1 protein-coding gene is annotated in these 347 nt (G+C 68.6%); it reads left to right on the top strand.

Annotation, left to right across the window (positions count from 1 at the left end):
* A partial coding sequence (locus CWIS_RS12435) for a methyl-accepting chemotaxis protein (protein ID WP_048343628.1) occupies positions 1-347 on the top strand: 347 nt, incomplete at both ends.

Here is a 347-nt window from a genome sequence, read left to right as displayed (position 1 = left end):
GGGACGTCGTCGGCGGAGATCGGCAACGTCGTCAAGCTGATCACGACGATCGCGGAGCAGACGAACCTGCTGGCGCTGAACGCGACGATCGAGGCGGCGCGGGCCGGGGAGGCCGGCAAGGGCTTCGCGGTCGTGGCCGGTGAGGTCAAGGAGCTCGCGAACGAGACGGCCAAGGCGACCGAGGACATCGCGCGTCGGGTCGAGGCGATCCAGTCCGACACCACGGGTGCGGTCGGGGCGATCGGGGAGATCGAGACGATCATCGCCTCGATCAACGACTACCAGCTCACGATCGCCTCGGCGGTCGAGGAGCAGACCGCCACCACGAACGAGATGTCGCGCGGCGT

Origin of the sequence: Cellulomonas sp. A375-1 (assembly GCF_001040865.1) — a bacterium.
GTDB lineage: Bacteria > Actinomycetota > Actinomycetes > Actinomycetales > Cellulomonadaceae > Cellulomonas > Cellulomonas gelida.
The sequence above is the reverse complement of the archived record's forward strand: the minus strand, read 5'-3'. Positions and strand labels throughout refer to the sequence as shown.